Raw genomic sequence first — 13,594 nt, 5'->3', positions numbered from 1 at the left:
GGCCAATTGACGTGGCTTGCCTCGGAATCAGTCAGCGTGGCGTCCGTTGAGGTCGCCGCCGGTGGGTTCGAACGGTGCCTCCACGGGGTCGTCGTGTGACCGGCCTGCATGTCCGTTCTCCGTCTCGGCAGGTAGGGCACCGTTGTCCGCGTGGGGAAGATCCCCGCCCGCGGGCACGGTGTCGCCATCCGCGTCGACCCGATCAGGATCCACAGTGGATCCCGTGCCCGTGCCCGTGCCCGCGTCGGCGTCGTCGGCGTCAGCGTCAGCGTCAACGTCAACGTCAACGTTAGCGTCGGGAGTCGCAGGGGAGGGGTGGTCGAAGCGACGTCGGATCTCCGCGGCCTCCTCGTGCTTGCCCGCCGCCTCGACGAGTTTGGCGAACCGGTTCGCCAGCAGTGCGCCGCGGTCGCTGTCCGGATCGAGGTCCAGCGCCGTCATCAGGTTGGCCAGCAGTTCGGTGGGGTTTCGGTGCTCGGCCTCCGGGAAGTGCACCGTGAAGTCGGAGAACGTGCCGTCGGGGAAGGCGTGGTAGCCATTGCCGCCCGCGGAGCTGGCACTGGAGCCCGAACCGGCACCGGAGCCAGAGGCGGCGGCGTCCGCCGAGTACTGCTCGGACGCCAGCCGCAGGTACAGGTCGGGGACGTCGGTGCCGGTCGCGGCAGCGGAAAGCTTCGCCAGCGGCCCGATCAGCTTGACCGCCTGCTCCACCTGCGTCTCGTTGTTGGCCAGCCACCACACGAGCGCGCTGCCCGGGTTCTTGAGCACGTCGTCGCTGAGGTAGGTGCGCTTGTTGCGTTCGTGGTTGCGTTCGTGCTCCCACACCTCCTCGTCCTTGCGGACGTCGGAGAGCTTGCGCAGGCGCCGCAGGTCGGCCTCCGACAGCGTCAGCGCGACGTTGTTGGCCATGCTCTCGACTCGGCCGGTCTCGTCGCGCAGCACGGTTCCGAGCACCGCGTTGAGCTTGTGCTGCACGATGGTCCGGCGCTCCGGCGTGCCCTGGGCGGTGATGTCCCTGGCCCGGCTGAGAACCGAGTCGATAGCCAGCCCGCCCGGGTTGGCGTGCGGTATGCCCGGTGGGTTGGGCACCGGGCGCCACCAGACCGTGGCGGAGAACAGGAAGTCGTAGTCGGCGACCGAGCTGGGCAACGCCACCTCGGTCACGTCCTCCTGCTGGAACGGCGGCGGTGCCGGCTGCTCGACCGGCGCGGGTTGCGCGGTGACGGTGTCCAACTCCTGCTGCATCCGGCGCTGGTTGTTCTGGTCGACGAGCTTCCTGGCGACGAGGTACGGGATCGTCAGCAGCGCCAGGGTGATCAGCGCCCACAGCCAGCCGTTCATCCCGGTGCCGATGGCGATGCCGGTCGGGACCAGCACGCAGGCCGCGGCGATGAAGGCGACCATGATCTTGTTCTCGGAGTTCATCGTTGCCTCTCCTGACTGTCCTCAGTGGTTAACTCGTCTGCTTCGAAGCCCTGCGCTCGGTCGATCCGGCGCAGCAGCGAGTCGCGCGTCGCCGCACGCGACGGGTCCTCGTGTGCCCAGTCGCGGGCCGTCACGTAGAGACCGCCGAGCGCGTCGCCGTCGTCGCGGACGGCCTCAACGAGGACGTCGAGCGGGCGCGTGTCGGTGGCGGAGAACTCCAGCCAGGACCGCACCCCGCCGCCCCACACGTCCCTGCCTCGGCCGGTCAGCACCGAACTCCAGCCCTTCACGAGCTGGGCCCGCACGGTCGTGTCCCCGAGCAGCCGTCGGTCCGCCCGCATCCGGTCGGTGAAGGGTGTGGAACCCACCAGCTCCAGGAACAGACCGGCGTCGGCCCCGGTCCAGTGCGGCGAAGCCTGTTCGCCGGCGAGACGGTCGAGGAGGCGCCGCAGCTGCCGCCGGTCCCGCTCGACCAGCCCGAGCAGCGCATCGCGGGCCGCTGCACGCACGACGCCGCGCCCGCGTCTGGCGAGGTGGTGCAGGCGCACCAGTGCCTGGTCCGGATGGTCGGGCGCGAGCACATCCGCGCAGACCTGGACCACCACGAGCGCGAGGTCCCGCGGCAGGCCCTGATCGCGGGACCAGCTGTAGATCTGGCTCCGGAAGTGCCCGCCGTGCTCCTCGTGCCGCAGCCCCAGCGTCAGCGCCTCGGCGGCCAGCGGCAGGTACGGGGAAGGACGCCCGCTCTCGGTCCGCTCCGCCCAGCGCTTGACCAGGTGCACCAGGTCGTCGGGATGCCCCACCCGCAAGGCTTGCGCGGCGAAGCGGGGCACCACGGCGCTGCGGTCGGCCTCGCCGAGCACCCGCAGCCGCACCAGCTTGTCGACCCACGTCCGGTACGACAGGCGCAGGTCCGGGAAGTTGTTCCAGAAGTGGGTGAGCACCGCCTCGTCGTAGGCCAGCGTGTCGAAGCGGACGCGCTGGTCCCGCTCCACGCCGACGCCGATGTCGGCCAGCCGTTCGGCCAGGTCGGCCTGCTCCAGCGCCGGGGTGTCGTCGGGCGTGTGCCCCACGACGGCGAGCAACCGCGCGGCGGCGTGGAAGACCGCGTCCGACCGGCAGCCGATGAGCATCGCGGTCGACAGCAGCAGGGCCCGCGACCAGCCGTCGCGGTTTGCCCTGACCCGCGCCGCGACTTCAGCGCCGCGCTCCTTGCGAGCGTTGATGGCCTGGGCGAGCCAGGCGGGGAAGCCGCCACTGCGGTCGGCCTCGGAGGCGAGCCGGGTGAGCCTCGACAGCTCGCGCAGCTCGCGCATCGCCGCCGATTCGAGGTAGCCGGCGAGTTCGGGCACGCCGAGATCGCTGTCCCGGAAGTCGATGCCGTCGGCCAGCAGGTGCTTCTTCAGCACCCGCGACCCGTTCGGCCGCCCGATACCGACGACGAGGTTGCTGAACTCGTCGCGCAACAGGTGCTCGTGGTGACGGGGAAGGACGGCGACCAGACGGGCCTCGTGCTGCTCCAGCGCCGCCCGCACCGAGCCGAGCTCCGGTTGGACCGAACGGAAGCGGTCCTCGTCGGTGGCCGACAGGTCGAGCAGATACCGGCCACCAGCGGCGATCTGCGACGACAGCGAACTCTCCGGATCGTCGTGCAACTCCTCGAAGCGGCCGCCGTCGCGACCGATGTCGTGCAGCAGCATCTTCGCGGCCGACCGCCGTCCGGTGCCGGGATCACCGGTCAGCAGCACCATGCCGGGACGGGTAAGCCGTTCGGTCGCCTCCCCGAGGTCCCGGGGCTCGACGAACCGCCGTGCGAGCCAGTGCAGATCGTCCCTCGCCACCCGCATCGGGTCCTTGCCCTGCCTGGTCAGGCGGCCCGACTCGTGGTCCAGGTAGTAGTTGAAGTTGTTGGTCTGGTCGCCGCTGCCCGCGCTGACGGGACCGGTCGCGCTTTCGATCCGGGTGGTCATCGCCGGTCCTCGCTGCCGTCGCCGAAGCGCTGGCGGATTCCGCCCTTGTTGTTCGCGACGTGGTTGACACCGTCGCCCGAGGAGTGCGTCGAGTTGTTGTACTGGTTGCCGCTACCGGTGTGCAGCGGCCCGTCCGCCCTGTCGATGTAGGTGCCGATGTTCCCGGCGACGTTGCCGATCCCGCCGCTCTGGTTGTTGTGGTAGACGTCGGCCTGCACGACCCAGCCGGTCACGTTGCCGACGCTGTTGTAGGTGTTGCCGGTGGCGGCCGGTTTCGGTGCCTCCTGCCCGGTCCTGTCGACCAGACCCGGGACCAGCTCGGAGAGCTTCGCGGCGATCTGCGCCAGGTCCGCTTCGGAGTTCCGCAGATCCAGCCGCCGGTACTGGCAGTCGGCGAGCTCGGCCAGCGCGGGAGGCAGGTCGGCCCTGGCCAGCCTTTCGGTCGTCCGCCCGACCAGGACGGGCACCACCCGGATGCCCCGGTCGAACGCCTCGAGGATCTCCCAGCGCGTCCAGTCGGACTCGTCGTCCAGCGCGTTGCGGCCGTCGGCGCCGCGTGCGGTGAGCCAGCGGGGACCGATGACCACCAGCAGCACCCGGCACTGGCGGATGGCGGTGACGAGCCGTTCGGCGAAGTCCTCGCCGGGCTCGATCGACTTGCTGGCGCGGAAGATCCGTTCGCTGCCGAACCGCAGGGACAGGTGCTGGTCGATGAGAGCGGCTGCGGACTCGTCATCACCGGTGCGGTAGTTGATGAAGACGTCGTGCACGGCGGTGTTCTCCTTCTGGTGCCGGGAAAAGGGCTCTCTGGTGTCGAGGACGCGCGCTCAGGCGGTGGGCGCGGTGGGGTCGTGCAGTGCGGCGGTCAGCCGCGGGTAGAGCTCGCGGACCGCCGGGTGGGTGCGGAAGCGGGCCAGGGTGCGGGCGAGCCGGCGCAGATCGGTCAGCACCGTCGCGGAGCCGACGACCTCGACCGAGCCGAGCAGGTGCGCGGTCAGCTCGCAGGCGTGGTCGATCTCGCCCGCGGCGGCGTGGGAGAGCGCGCGGCGGACGCCGTAGCGGGCGTGGCTGCGCAGCGCGTGCGCGGGCAGCCGGGAGATCTCGCGGTCCATGATCTCGGCCGCCTCGCGCGAGCGGCCGAGGTCGTGCAGGCACCACCCGGTCATCATCGCCACCGGATCGGTGAGGTTCACCGTGCCGAGCACCGGCGCCTCGGACTCCCGTGCGTCGCGGGCCAGCAGTTCGCGGGCGCGGTCCAGGCTGCGCAGGCACCGGTCGTAGTCACCGGCCAGGGCGTGGCCCTGCGCTTCGCGCTGCGCGGCCAGCCCGTGGATGCGCGGTGGCGCCGTGGTGTTCTGCGCCTGCCGGGCCAGCTCGACGGTCTGCGCGGCGTCCTCCCGGTACAGCGTCACCAGCGCGCGCCGGACCAGCGAGTAGGTGGCCAGGTCGTGGTCGTCGCCGGCCGCGGCCAGCTCCACGGCGCGGTCGGTCCACCACAGGGCGGCGCGGTCGTCCCCGGACTCCTGGGCCATCCAGCCCGCGTACTCGGCGTAGCGGGCGGTCAGCGCCAGCAGCGGGCCCCGCGTGCGGGAGCCTGCGTTGGACGACAGGCCGCGCAAGGTGTGCGTCTGCGCGATCAGCGTCGGCAGAACCACACCGGGGCTCGCGGTCTGGCCGAGCCGGCGCAATTGGCCGAACAGTTCGCGAAAGGTCTCCAGCGGTGCCGACTGCGCGGCCGTCGCGGCCATTCCGCGACCGCCCAGGCCGAAGCCGAGCACGGAGGCCGCGCCCGCGGCCAGCGCCTGCCTGCGGTCCATCGGCTGGAACCGGCTCAGCCCGTCATCGCTCAGGTTCAACATCCACACCTCACCGTCGTCGCCTGTCTCGGGCAGTCGCACTCCGGAAGCGGGCGCGGGGACCAGCGCGGCGAGCGCGCCCCCGGCGTCGAGGGCGGCGTCGCAACGGCGGGCCAGGTCGGGCTGGGCGGGCTTGAGGCCGGTTTCGACCTTGCTGAGGTAGCCCTTGCTGTAGTGCACCCGCCGGGCCAGTTCCGACAGCGCCATGCCTGCGGCGATGCGGAGCCTCCGGAGCTCTGCTCCGAACAGTGTCGGCCGGTCGGGCACTCGAACCTCCGGGTTTCCCGTCTCCTGGTGACTGGGCGCGCGGACAACGCCTGGCTGCCGGGCGCGCCGGCGGACAAGCTGGGCGGTGGATGCGGAACGTACTTACCAGGTTACGGAAGGGCGTCAATCCCTTGATCCGCAGGGAGGCCGAAATGATCAGGAAGACTCGCGCGCCAGGGGTTTCGCTGCGCGTGCTGCTCACGGTCGGGTTCACGCTGGTGCAGGCCTGGGCGGTGGTCGCGGCGGCCGGACTGGCCAGGCCGGGAGAGGGCGCTGTCGTCGCCCTGGTGCTCGTGCTCGCCGCCGCGCTCATCGCCGTCCTCGACGCCTGGAGGGATCTCGGCGCCTACCTCCGCAACGCAGGCCGCCTGCCGGTGGATTGTGGCGAAACCGGTGGCCGTGATGGGGGTGGATGAGGGTGTTTCCCGTTTCCCGTCGGTGCGTCGACAGGAAACGGGCGGAAAAAGCGGGAGCGCCGGACCCGCGGGTCCGGCGCTCCCGCCAACCGTCCTCAGTGGACCTTGTGTAGTGCTTGCCGCACGTCGGCCCACAGGTCTTCGGGGTGTTCGATGCCCACGGCGATGCGCACGGTCCCTGGCTCGATGCCGACCGCTTCCAGCCGCCGCTCGTCGAGCTGGCGGTGCGAAGTGCCGGCGGGGTGGGAGACGAGCGTCTTGACGTCGCCGAGCGACACGGCGGCGAGCGCAAGTCGCAGCGCGTCGGTGAAAACCCGCCCCGCTTCCCGGCCGCCCGCGAGGTCGAGGGCGAGGACACCGCCCCCGGCGCCGCCGTCGAGCAACCGGACCGCGAGTTCCCGGTCGGGGTGGGACTCCAGGCTCGGGTGGTGCACCGCGGTGACGGCCGGGTCGGCGGACAGGCGTTCGGCCAGCAGCTTCGCGTTGTCGCACTGCCGCTGGACGCGCAGCGACAACGTCCGCAGGCCACGCAGCGCCAGCCACGCCGGGATCGGCGCCGCCGTGGCGCCGAGCTGGCAGGAGTAGTCGCGGATCCGCCGGTGGCGCTCGCGGTCGGCGAAGACCGCGATCCCGCCGAGGGCGTCACCGTGCCCCCCGATGTACTTGCTGGTGGAGTGCACGACGACGTCGGCGCCGTGCTCGATCGGCCTGCACGGCACCGGGGTCGCGAAGGTGTTGTCCACGACCGACATCACCCCGTGCTCCCGCGCGACCGCGAACAGCCCCGGCAGGTCGGCGATCCTGGTGGTGGGATTGCCGATCGTCTCCAGGTACAGCAGCTTGGTGTTGGGCCGCAGCGCGGCCCGCATCTCCTCGACGTCGTGCCCGGACACGTGCGTCACCTCGACGCCCCACCGCTGGGCGAGGTCGGCCAGCAGCGCCAGCGTCGCGCCGTAGAGACCGCGCTGGGCGATGACGTGGTCGCCGGAGGAGAGCGAGCCCAGCAGTACCGTGCTGATCGCACTCATGCCCGACGCCGCGGCCAGTGCCGCCGCACCGCCGCACCGCTTTCCAGTCCGGCGACGGCCTTCTCCAGCGCGTCGACCGTGGGGTTGCCGTACCGGTTGTAGACGAAGGCGTCCGGCTCGCCCTGAAGGCGGCGTCCTGCGCCTCGGGGTCGTCGAAGGCGAAGATGTGGTTCTGGTAGATCGGGACACCGAGCGGGCGGCTTGCCCCGTCCGGCTGAGGATCCGGGGTGTGCACGGCGCGGGTGTCGAGGTGGAACTCGCTCATGCGCTCATCCTGCGGAACACCGCGTGGGCCGGACATGGCCAATTCGGCACTGGTGGCCCGCGCGAGTTCGGTACTGCTGCCGCGGGTCCGGCTCACCCCTGCGCGGCGTCGGCGTCGTAGCCGACGGGCTCCCAGCGCTTGGCCAGCAGCGCGACCAGGCCCATCGCCGGTGCCAGCGCGATGACCCAGAAGACGCCGGTGGCCAGCGCGCTGCTCAGCACCGGGAAGAAGAACAGCGACAGCGTCGCACCGACGCGCACCATGCCCTGGTTGAAGCCGATCCCCATGCCGCGCATGGAAGTCGGGTAGCTCAGCGAGGCGAAGCTCATGAAGTGCGCGCCCGGGCCGGAAGCCTGGGCGAACATGAACGCCCCAAGCATGAACAGCGCGGCCAGCACCCAGGCCGTCTCGGACGGCTTGCCGATGAGCGCGAGCGCGACGAGCGCGACGAACTGCGTGGCGAACCCTGCCACCGTCATCGGCCAGGCACCCGCGCTGTTGGCCAGGCGGATGCCCAGCAGGCCGCCGGTCACGGCGAAGACCAGGTTCAGCACCAGCGACGCGCTGATGGTGTTGAGCGCGCCCTGGCCGAGCAGGCTCGCGATGATGATCGGCAGGCCGTAGGCGACCGCGTTGTAGCCGAAGGTCTGCCCCAGGCCGATCACCATCGCCTGCAGCGTCCGGGAGCGGTAGCGGCGGTGGAACAGGCGCGCGAAGTCGCGAAGGCCCCCGGTCTCCCGCGTGCGCGGTGCCTTCGCCTCGGCGTCGTCGGCCACCACCGCGTTCACGCCGTAGGAGCGGCGGAGGATGTGCGCGGCGCGCTCCAGGTCGCCCTGGTCCGCGGCCCAGGACGGGGACTCGTTCATGTACTTCTTGCGCACCAGCAGGATCACGATCGCCGGCACCGCGCCGAAACCGACGGTGAACCGCCACAGCAGGTCGTGGTGGGCTTCGGGCAGCAGGAAGTACAGCGCCATGATCACCACGTAGCAGGCGCTGGTGGCCACGTACCAGGCAGGCGACCACGCCGCGGTGCGCGAGCCCTTGCTGCCCCGGCCGCGCAGCCGGGAGAACTCGGCGAGGAACGCCATGGCGACCGGGATGTCCATGCCCACGCCGAAGCCCATCAGGAACCGGAAGAAGACCAGCACCTCGGCGTTTGGCGCCACCGCGCAGCCGATCGCGGAGACCACGAAGAACAGCATGTCGGCCATGAACACCCGATACCGGCCCAGCCGGTCCACCAGGTGGCCGCCGAGCCAGGCGCCGAAGATCGCTCCGACGCTGATCGACGCCGTCACCGCGCCGGCACCGGCCGGGCCGAGCTGGAACTGCTCCCGGATGTCGGTGATGCCGTAGGCCAGCGAGGTCAGGTCGTAGGCGTCCAGGAAGATGCCGCCCAGCGCGAGCAGCACGATCATCCGGGCGTGGCTGCCGCGCGCGGCGCCGGAGTTGACCAGTTCGGTGACGTCGCGGGCCGAGCGGATGAGCACCGGCTCGCGCTCGGTGACCGGCTGCGCGGACACGGGCGGCTCCTCGGATGTGGGGTGGGACACGCCGGACGGTCCACATAGGTCCGGGCCGGCGAGCGGCCTGTTCCGCCGCCGCGAACGGACATTACCTCCGCGACGCATCGCGTCCACATGGTGGAACGGTGGTCGTATGTCCAGTGAGGACGGTCACTCGGGCGCCGCGTTGCGTGATCGCCTGGTCGCTCGCGGTGCGGCCGGGCCCGCTCGCTGCTCGAAGGCCGGACGCGCTCGCTGCTCGAAGGAAGGACCCCGCTCGTGCTTGAAGGCTGGACCGGCTGTGCTCGGAGGTCAGACCCGCTCGTGCTCGACCAGGCCTGCCTCGTGCGCGATCAGCGCCGCCTGGACGCGGTTCTGCACCTGCACGCTGCGCAGGATCGTGTTCACGAAGATCTCGACGGTGCCTTCCACGACAAGCATCCGCCGGGCGATCTCGGCGTCGGTCAGTCCGCGGCCGAGGAGGCCCAGGATCTCGCGTTCGCGCGGGGTCAGCCCGACGACGAGCTCGCGCGCCCGGGTCGTCCTCGCCGCCGGGCTGCCGGACGCGCGGAGCTGCTCGACGATCCAGCGGGCGATCTCGGGGGCGAGGACCACACCGCCGCCGGCGGATGACCGCACGCCCTCCGCCAGCTCCCCGCGTTCCGCTGACTTGAGCAGGAACCCGCCGGCGCCGCCGGTGAGCGAGCACGGGACGTGGGACTCCTCGCGCAGCTCGGTCAGCAGGAGCACGCGCGTGCCGGGCATGGTCCGCTTGAGCTCGTCGGCGACCGCGATGCCGTCCACGTCCGGCATGGCGATGTCGAGCAGGGCGACGTCGGGCCGATGGGTCCGCGCCAGCTCGAGCGCCTCGTGGCCGCCGGCCGCCTCTGCCACCACCTCGATACCGGGATCGGCGTCCAGCGCGGCGCGCACGCCGGCCCTGGGCAGCGGTTCGTCGTCGGCCAGCAGTACTCGGATCATCGGGCTCTCTTCGGTCCTTCGGCGGAGTTCTCGGCTCACGGCGGGCCGGACCCGGTCGTCCGGCGGTCTCATCGGGCACCAGCCGCACGCCCGCGGAACAACAACCGGACAACGGCGCTTCAGGGCGCCGCGCGCTCGGCCGGCAGTGCCGGCACGCACCGCTTCCGGGGCTCTGGAAGCATACGTTCCGGATCACCGTGGAGTCGCCGCAGGTGGGAGTGCGACTGAACGCAGCACATGCGCGCTGCGCCGGGTGCCGGGGGCGTTGCGCCGTCCGTTCGATGCTGGCGCAACGATCGGGAAGCCGTGCCCTTCGCCGCGCTGGGCCGGTCGGTGGGCGTTCGAGCCGGGCGATCGGCGGTACGCCCGCGGGTCCGTTCGAATGCTGCGAACTCAGGGATTGGTGGAGCGGATCACCGCGACCGGACACGGTGCGTGGTGCAGAGCGCCCGCCGCCACCGATCCCAGCAGCAGACCGGTGAATCCACCGCGCCCGCGGTGTCCGACGACCACGAGCCGGGCGTCGGCCGCGGCCTCCCGCAGCGCGGCGACCGGGTGCTCGTTGGTGGCGATCCTGCGAACCGGTACGTCCGGGTACGTCGACGCCCACCCGGCGAGCTGTTCGGCGAGGTGGCGCTCGGCGCTGTCGCGCAGCTCGTCGCGGTCGGGGTGCGGGAACGGGCCGGGGTGGAAGTAGGCGTCGGGCAGCGCCTGCACCGCCACCAGATCGGTGCGGCACCGCGACGCCGCCTCGAAGGCGAAGTCCAGCGCGGTCCGGCTTCCCCGGGAGTTGTCGACGCCCACCACGATGGGGCCGGTGGTGCAATGGCCGCGCACCACGACGACCGGGCAGGCGCCGTGCATGGCCACCGAGGCGCTGACCGAGCCCAACAGGGCCTCGACGAAGCCGCCGTGTCCGCGCGAGCCGACCACGAGCAGCTCGGCCAGCGCACTGCGGCGCACCAGCTCGTCGATGGGGTGGCCCTCGGTGGTCTCCTCGGCGACCTGCACGCCCGGTGCCTGCTCCCGGCACGCCGAAGCCGTCTCGGCCAGAGTCTTCGCGGCCTGCTCGGCGCGCCCCGGATCGTCGTTGACCAGCAGCAGGCGCAGGGAGGTGCCGCGCATGCCCGCCTCCCGCGCCGCCCACAGCGCCGCATCGGTGGACTGCGCGGACCCGTCGACGCCCGCGACCACGGGCAACCTCGATCGCGTCATGGCAGGCTCCTCCCCGTCATCGCCGTCCTGTGCTGCGCTCGTCGCGGACCACGGCCACCGGGCAGGTGGCGTGGTGCAGCACGCCCATCGCGACCGAGCCCGTCAGCAGGCCGGGGAACCCGCCGAGACCGCGGTGGCCGACGACCAGCAGCAGCGCTTCGCGTGCGGTCTCGGTCAGTTCGGCGACCGGGTGGCCGCGCACGGTCAGCTCGCGCACCGACACGTCGGGATGGTCGTCGCGCCGGCCCGCGAGCTGTTCGGAGAGGCTGCGTTCGGCGCTCTCCCGCGCGGCGGACTCCCGCTCCAGCGACGGGGTTCCCCGCTCCGCCCGCCAGACCTGGGTGGCGACGAGCTCCGCTCCGTGCGCCGAGGCGGTCTCGAAGGCGAAGCCGAGAGCCTGCCTGCTGTGCGGGGAGCTGTCGACGCCGACGACCACAGGGCCCTGGGGGTGCTCTTCGCGCACGACCACGACGGCGCAGTGGGCGTGCCCGGCGACCTTCGTGCTGACCGAGCCGAGCAGGGCCCCGGCGAGCGCGCCCCGCCCGCGCGAGCCCACCACGACCAGCCGCGCGAGCGCGGAACTCCGGACCAGCTGGGTGGCGGGGTTGCCCAGCTCGGTCATGTCCGCGACCTCCAGCCCGGGGTATGCTTCGCGGCACATCACGGCGATCTCACGCGCGGTCTCCTTGGCGAGGTGGTTCAGCGGCGGATCGGGGTTGACGGCCAGCACGTGCAGTGGTGCGCGGCGCAGGGCCGCCTCACCGGCCGCCCACCGCGCCGCGGCGACCGAGCGCCGGGAGCCGTCCACCCCGACGACCACTGGTCCATCCGGCATCATCGGCGTTCCCCCTGGGGGCGACGCAGGTTCGGAGTGCGGGCCGCGCGGCACCGCCCCTATCCAGGATGACCGGCCGGGTCCGGCGCCAAACGTCGTGGCCGCCCCCATCCGCGATGGGGGTCGCCCGGGTGTGCATAGTGGACGGTTCGCGGCCGCCGATTCAGGCGGTGCGGAAGTTCCAGTCCCGCACGGCGATCAGCACTGCGGCCAGGATGCCCGCGCTCACGAAGGCGCCGCCCTCGCCGAGGAACAGGCACAGCACGGCGAGCAGCGCTGAGAGCAGCCCGAGCACCAGGCGCGGTGGCACCCCGTGCAGGGACCACCGCCGAAGGCTCGGGTCCGTGAGGGCCCGGGCGAACTCCGGGTCCTCGATGCTGAGCTGGTCCTCGATCTCCTCGAGGCGCCGACGCTCATGTCTTGGCAGCATGGACAACCTCCACCAGATCGGTTGCCGTCGACCTGCTCCCGATGGATCTCGACCGGCTGTCTCCCCAGGGTGCCTGAAGTGGCCAGGCTCAGCAGAAGAGTCCTATGACCCGGGTCGGCGTGAGACTGGGCCATCCGGAGGTGACGGGTGGCACGGATGGCGGTACCGATGTGACCGGAGGGGCGCTGAGTGCCTGGTCAAGCACTCGGCTCCACCCGTACGGCCGCAGCGAACCTCCGTTCGAGTGTGGTGTTCGCCTCTACCGGATGGTCTAGCCGGCGGTCCCCGGAGTTCTCGGTCGCGACCTGTTCGGACGTGGGCGAGCCGTCCGCGATCTCCGGCCGGGGCGCCTGCGCCGTCGGGGTGGCCGAAAACGAATGGTGCGGGTGGGGTGTGCCCTGGTACTCACCATCCGGGCCGGGGAACCTCCGGCGGCGGTGGTTCAGGAGGGAGGCCGATGGCGCGCGAGACGAACGTGGAGATCCGGGAACACGAGGTGCCGGATCCGGCGGACGGCCCCTACGGGATCACCGCAGGCCCGGACGGCGCCCTGTGGTTCACATTGGTCCACGGTGGACAGATCGGGAGGCTCGCGCCAGGCGGTGAGATCACCATCCACCGGCTCGACCCGGACTCGGGGCCGACGATCATCACCGCGGGGCCCGACGGCGCCCTGTGGTTCACCGAGCACCGGGCGCACCGGATCGGACGGCTCACGACCGAGGGCGGGCTCGCCGAGTTCGCGCCGCCGACGCCGCAAGCGGGTCCCTATGGGCTCACCGCCGGCGCCGACGGCGCCATGTGGTTCACCGAGATCGGCGCCGGGCGGATCGGCCGAATCACCGCGGAAGGCGAGATCACCGAGTTCGGGCTCCCGGTCGCCGGCGCCTTCCCGTCCATGATCACCGCCGGCCCGGACGATGCGATGTGGTTCACCGCGAACCAGGCGAACGCGATCGGCCGGATGTCGGTCGACGGCGTCGCGGTACTGCACGAGCTGCCGACGGAGGCAGCGGCCCCGGTCGGCTTGGCGCTCGGTCCGGACGGCGCGCTGTGGTTCACCGAGATCGGCGCAGGGCAGATCGGGCGCATCACCGCCGATGGGGCGATCAGCGAGTTCCCGCTGCCGGACCGCGCCTCCCGGCCGCACGCCATCGTCGCCCGCGGGGACGAGCTCTGGTTCACCGAGTGGGGCGCGAACCGGGTCGGCAGGATCGACCTCGACGGCCGGATCGACGTCCACGAGCTGCCGACGCCGAACTCCGAGCCGCACGGCATCACCGTCGGCTGGGACGGCGCGCTGTGGGTGGCACTGGAAACCGGGGCACTCGCCCGCGTCGCGCCGGAGTCGCACGGCTGAACAGGTGGCGGGGCCGGCCCGGTCTCGACGCGCTCGTC

General features: G+C 72.0%; 12 protein-coding genes. 2 read left to right on the top strand and 10 right to left on the bottom strand.

Going from position 1 to position 13,594, the window contains the following annotated elements; genetic code table 11:
- Positions 1-27 precede the first annotated feature (27 nt).
- The 4 genes from HUO13_RS22065 to HUO13_RS22050 are packed head-to-tail and all read right to left on the bottom strand — an operon-like array spanning position 28 to position 5,458.
- Positions 28-1,425 carry a hypothetical protein gene (locus tag HUO13_RS22065; protein WP_211897007.1) on the bottom strand — a complete coding sequence of 466 codons (1,398 nt, stop codon included), beginning with the start codon at positions 1,423-1,425 and terminating at the stop codon, positions 28-30.
- Positions 1,422-3,395 carry a hypothetical protein gene (locus HUO13_RS22060; RefSeq protein ID WP_211897006.1) on the bottom strand — a complete coding sequence of 658 codons (1,974 nt, stop codon included), beginning with the start codon at positions 3,393-3,395 and terminating at the stop codon, positions 1,422-1,424. Before HUO13_RS22060 ends, HUO13_RS22065 begins: the two co-directional genes overlap by 4 nt.
- Complete coding sequence (locus HUO13_RS22055) at positions 3,392-4,165, bottom strand: toll/interleukin-1 receptor domain-containing protein (RefSeq protein ID WP_211897005.1); 774 nt, start codon at positions 4,163-4,165, stop codon at positions 3,392-3,394. The genes HUO13_RS22060 and HUO13_RS22055 overlap by 4 nt, the downstream gene beginning before the upstream one ends.
- A gap of 57 nt (positions 4,166-4,222) precedes the next feature.
- Complete coding sequence (locus HUO13_RS22050; RefSeq protein WP_249123939.1) at positions 4,223-5,458, bottom strand: helix-turn-helix domain-containing protein; 1,236 nt, start codon at positions 5,456-5,458, stop codon at positions 4,223-4,225.
- A 212-nt stretch (positions 5,459-5,670) separates the two neighbouring features.
- Between HUO13_RS22050 and HUO13_RS22045 the strand changes: the two genes are divergently transcribed.
- Positions 5,671-5,934 carry a hypothetical protein gene (locus tag HUO13_RS22045; RefSeq protein WP_249123938.1) on the top strand — a complete coding sequence of 88 codons (264 nt, stop codon included), beginning with the start codon at positions 5,671-5,673 and terminating at the stop codon, positions 5,932-5,934.
- A gap of 95 nt (positions 5,935-6,029) precedes the next feature.
- Here HUO13_RS22045 and HUO13_RS22040 read toward each other — a convergent pair whose 3' ends face one another.
- The 6 genes from HUO13_RS22040 to HUO13_RS22015 form a co-directional block, all read right to left on the bottom strand.
- Positions 6,030-6,962, bottom strand: a complete 933-nt coding sequence (locus tag HUO13_RS22040; RefSeq protein WP_282974129.1) for a trans-sulfuration enzyme family protein — start codon at positions 6,960-6,962, stop codon at positions 6,030-6,032.
- Between the two features lie 357 nt (positions 6,963-7,319).
- Positions 7,320-8,753, bottom strand: coding sequence for an MFS transporter (locus HUO13_RS22035; RefSeq protein ID WP_211897003.1), 1,434 nt, complete (start codon positions 8,751-8,753; stop codon positions 7,320-7,322).
- 294 nt (positions 8,754-9,047) lie between these two features.
- Positions 9,048-9,716, bottom strand: a complete 669-nt coding sequence (locus HUO13_RS22030) for a response regulator (RefSeq protein ID WP_211897002.1) — start codon at positions 9,714-9,716, stop codon at positions 9,048-9,050.
- 393 nt (positions 9,717-10,109) lie between these two features.
- On the bottom strand, positions 10,110-10,931 hold the full coding sequence (locus HUO13_RS22025; protein WP_211897001.1) for a universal stress protein: 822 nt from the start codon (positions 10,929-10,931) through the stop codon (positions 10,110-10,112).
- A 16-nt stretch (positions 10,932-10,947) separates the two neighbouring features.
- Positions 10,948-11,769 carry a universal stress protein gene (locus HUO13_RS22020; RefSeq protein ID WP_211897000.1) on the bottom strand — a complete coding sequence of 274 codons (822 nt, stop codon included), beginning with the start codon at positions 11,767-11,769 and terminating at the stop codon, positions 10,948-10,950.
- Positions 11,770-11,929: 160 nt separating this feature from the next.
- Positions 11,930-12,196, bottom strand: coding sequence for a DUF3040 domain-containing protein (locus HUO13_RS22015; RefSeq protein WP_211896999.1), 267 nt, complete (start codon positions 12,194-12,196; stop codon positions 11,930-11,932).
- Between the two features lie 457 nt (positions 12,197-12,653).
- Between HUO13_RS22015 and HUO13_RS22010 the strand changes: the two genes are divergently transcribed.
- Positions 12,654-13,556 (top strand): Vgb family protein, encoded by a 903-nt coding sequence (locus tag HUO13_RS22010; protein WP_211896998.1) that lies wholly within the window; start codon positions 12,654-12,656, stop codon positions 13,554-13,556.
- Positions 13,557-13,594 lie beyond the last annotated feature (38 nt).

The sequence above is a fragment of the Saccharopolyspora erythraea genome (assembly GCF_018141105.1).
Lineage (GTDB): Bacteria > Actinomycetota > Actinomycetes > Mycobacteriales > Pseudonocardiaceae > Saccharopolyspora_D > Saccharopolyspora_D erythraea_A.
Note: the sequence above shows the minus strand (reverse complement) of the source record. Positions and strands in the feature narration are given on the sequence as shown.